2 protein-coding genes and 1 pseudogene are annotated in these 3,642 nt (G+C 51.3%); 2 read left to right on the forward strand and 1 reads right to left on the reverse strand.

Translation table 11 applies throughout. From position 1 onward, the window contains the following. The first annotated feature begins 341 nt into the window (after positions 1-341). Entirely contained in the window at positions 342-767 is a 426-nt protein-coding gene (locus FEI13_RS18645) for a CBS domain-containing protein (RefSeq protein WP_138182988.1), read from the forward strand. Between the two features lie 508 nt (positions 768-1,275). Here the strand turns inward: FEI13_RS18645 and FEI13_RS18650 are convergent. Continuing rightward, on the reverse strand, positions 1,276-1,770 hold the full coding sequence (locus FEI13_RS18650; protein ID WP_138182989.1) for a hypothetical protein: 495 nt from the start codon (positions 1,768-1,770) through the stop codon (positions 1,276-1,278). A gap of 406 nt (positions 1,771-2,176) precedes the next feature. Between FEI13_RS18650 and FEI13_RS18655 the strand changes: the two are divergent. Further along, positions 2,177-3,417: pseudogene (locus FEI13_RS18655) on the forward strand (IS1380 family transposase). Positions 3,418-3,642: the final 225 nt, after the last annotated feature.

Below are 3,642 nucleotides of genomic sequence, written 5' to 3' on the forward strand. Positions count from 1 at the left end.
TATTCGAGTCAAATTCTCAAAAATCTCACGCAGACGATGATAGGGGGCATGTCGGCAGCGACATCACGGATTCAGGATAATCTAAGGCCACCCAATCAGCTGCATATATAACAAAATAGTCTAAATAAAAATTGCTAAAAATGAATTCAAGCTACGGGTGCGGCACCTGCGGCGTTCGATAGATCTCGTTATTTCCGTTTTTAACGATATCAAGCCGACTAAACGTTGAAACTTGTTCTTATTGAGCTATATTAAGAATAGGAAAGCATCATTCTATCTTCCATTTTTATACGGCAATTTGAATATAAAACTTGATTTTTTTATCGCATAGGAGGTTTACCATGAAAGCGAAGGAAGTCATGACCACGCGCCCTGAGTATATGGATGCTGATGTATCGATTCGTGATGTTGCTAAAAATATGCGCGATATTGATTCTGGATTCGAGCCTCTGGTCAAAAATGACAAGGTAGTTGGTGTTGTTACCGATCGCGATATCGTAGTTCGTGGAATTGCCGAAGGTGTAGATCCGGCAGAAAAAGCTATGGATATTGCTTCCGATAAACCGCTCTACACCTTTGAAGATGAGGACTTGTCTGCTGTGCTGAAGAACATGCAGCAACAAAAGGTCCAGCGGCTATTGGTTCTTAACAACGATACTGACAAGGATCTGGTAGGAATCATCACCATCGGTGATATCGCCGATCACTGCCAACAAGATGAAAACCTTGCTCAAGAACTCGTTGCCAGCGCCAGGCACTATGCTTAGAGCATAAGACATAAGATTTGTTGGGAAAAGTCGGTTGCCGCCAATAGTGGCGGTGCCGATCATCAACTGGAACATCCAACACTTTCACCTATATCTGCTGGGGATAAGATCTATCGCACGAAACAGCATACACTCAGATGACAATCATAGATGTGTGAATCAAAACCAAGGCCCACTGGAATTAGGCACCTTCAATTGGCCAGTAACAGGTAGTCTGTACATGGTAACCCCCGATGAAGTAGTTGACAGTTACTTCCTCTTGTTCTTCAAGCCTCACTCTTCCCCGATGATATTGAACACGCCTTTAGAAGACGCTCTTTGGCCAATTCAGGCTTCTGCTATATATCTTCCTGCGCCATCGCCACTCATCTCCTTGATCAATTGATGAGAGTCTCGAATTAAAATATTAGTTATCTTGGGCTCTTAGAGTGAACGCATAGTCTGGCCAAGTATCTCTGCTCTCATAACCTAGTTTAATAAGGTATGCCAGGATATATCTAAGCAGTTCTCAGGCCATTGTGTCAATCCATGCATTCTGCACTTCCTCCAGAGTCCGGTAAACATTGCGTTGTTGCGCAACGAAATCTTGTAGGAGCACGTTTAGCTCGTGGCTTCCACATGAATCCAGCATTAGCTTATAGAAAAGCCAGGAGTTTAAGGAGGTCACCAATACTTGGATCAGCGTCACACGAGTAATTTCATCATCGGTTACGAAGAAAAACTGACCTTGCAGTTTAGCCAACAGGTCTGGACAAATTTCCTGGTCTCTCAGCTTCTTTTCCAGACCTAGACCTTGGGCCGCAGTCACCAAACTTTCGTGCCGCTTTTCGCTCTCAAGGCCCAGCGCAACCATCAGTTTGCTGATGCAGGGATAATTGGGCAGGAACCCCATCGCATACCCACGGTAACTGTGCATTTCTTCAATTGTATGGCTGTTGACCAGAAGGAATTCCTCTTCAGGCAGACAGCAGCGGAACGGGCTATCTAACATGGAATTTGGCATTGTCTCTGCACCCTTGTCGCGCCGAGCCGCAGGCGGACTCTATCCCCTCACTCTAGGGCTGGGCAAGCGGCTAGTCATTGATACAGATCAACTCGATCAATACTTTATCGCGATGACTTAAAAATAAGATAGGGGGCATATACTATTTAATTCAACAGGTTACTTTCTTTACGAGATTTAATTGCACTATTAGTAAAAGCCTATCCACCGGACGTCCTCATTCAAAAGGTCAATATGCCATGAGCCCGACTTATTCATGAGACACGTCTGAAAAAGAAGATGGCGAGTGGCTTTCTCTTGTAGAATCAGTACCTTCCTGTCAGAACAGGATTCAAGTGGACCACTTACCATGGGTGAAACCCTAACGGCTTGGTCGTCCTCGTGAACCGGCTTTGTCCGTGTTGAGCTGAGCGGCGAGTGTACTACCAGCAACAGCGGTGCCTTGCTGCTCCGTGATGCCATCGACAGCAGCGGCGTAATCGCCGCCTTGACTATCACTTGGTCGACCAGCGCGACCCGCAGCGCGCCCATCGCTCTCTGGCCACTCAGTTGTGCACCGTGGTGCCGCAACGGGCCGGGCGCTGGATCGATCTCAACGATACCACCACACTGCACTGCGCCGCGATTCGCTCTAGCAACTGGCGTGCAGCGATGCCCGTGGCACCACACCGCTGATGCAGGGCCAGCCGTCCCAATCCACTCTGTCGCGATTACTGTCCTGCCTCAGGCACAAGGACAACATTGATGTGGTGCACGAAAACCTGTTGCGGCTGGTGATCTGGTGACAGACCTCATTGAACGGCGGCGAACACCCCAAGAAGCTGACACTGGATATCGACGGCCTGTGCCGATCGAAGTCTTTGGCCATGAGGGAGGCTCGGCCTTTCACAGTCATCTCGGCACACGAATCTATTCGTCGCTGATCGCCTCGCTGGCCGAGTCTAGCGACATGGTCGGAGGCCTGCTGTGCGAGGGCAACGCCGGCCCGGCTGAGAACGCCGATACCTGGATCCCGCATCTGGTGCGTCGACTCAATGAGAGTACCGAGGCCGAGGTGCGTGTTCGCATCGACGCCGGCTTCACCGACAACGACACACTGAAGGCGCTGGAAGAGCACGGAATCGAGTCCTTGGTAGGGTTGCGCAGTCACTCGGGGCTTTAGAAACTGGCGGCGCCGTACTTGCGGCGACCATGAGGTCGCCGCCCCGAAGAACCCCGGGAGTGGAGTTACAAACTGACATACTGGGCGGGCTCCTGACCGTCGCCGCGACACGTGGTGTTGGTGGTACAGGAGCACCTCGATGATCTACTGCTGCATGCCTTCTTCCTGGTCACCAACCTCGGCACGTTCGACTGGCCGCTGGAGAAGGTCCTGGCGAACATGGACGAGGTAAAATCGGCGCTCGATGTGCACCTCTCCTCGACGGATCGTGGCGCCCTCCAGCGTCAGGATGTGATGGCCCGCAACGAGGCGAGCCTGGTGCTGAGCCTCTACGCCTACCAGGTCCTGCATAGGCTGCGATGCCTACTAGAGAGCCGGACGCACCAGGGGTGGAACCTGATGCGGATGTGCAAGCAGGTGCTCAATGTCGCGGCGACGTTGTCGCTGAACACCCGGTGCACCTCGTCGATGCCGCCGGCAAATAGTGGCCCACCTTGCTGAAGGAATTGCCTCGGTTGATGGCCTTAGCCAGACACTCGGCATCGCCATGATCCAGTCAGCCAGCAAAGCAGCCACAATGGAGGTCGACGGCCACAGCTGCGCCTGCGCTCGACATAGAATCCTATTAGTTATCCTGAATCCGTGAGACTGGCCCCCTGAAGCGCTTCTAACCCACTGACCTGCATGGCAATATAGCGGATATCGCCATT

Source organism: Halomonas urmiana (assembly GCF_005780185.1).
In the GTDB taxonomy this organism is placed as follows: domain Bacteria; phylum Pseudomonadota; class Gammaproteobacteria; order Pseudomonadales; family Halomonadaceae; genus Halomonas; species Halomonas urmiana.

What these genes read in the sequence shown, in the direction of transcription:
- FEI13_RS18650 (WP_138182989.1), bottom strand. Translation starts at nt 1,770, where the DNA reads ATGCCAAATTCCATGTTAGATAGCCCGTTCCGCTGCTGTCTGCCTGAA.
- FEI13_RS18645 (WP_138182988.1), top strand. Translation starts at nt 342, where the DNA reads ATGAAAGCGAAGGAAGTCATGACCACGCGCCCTGAGTATATGGATGCT.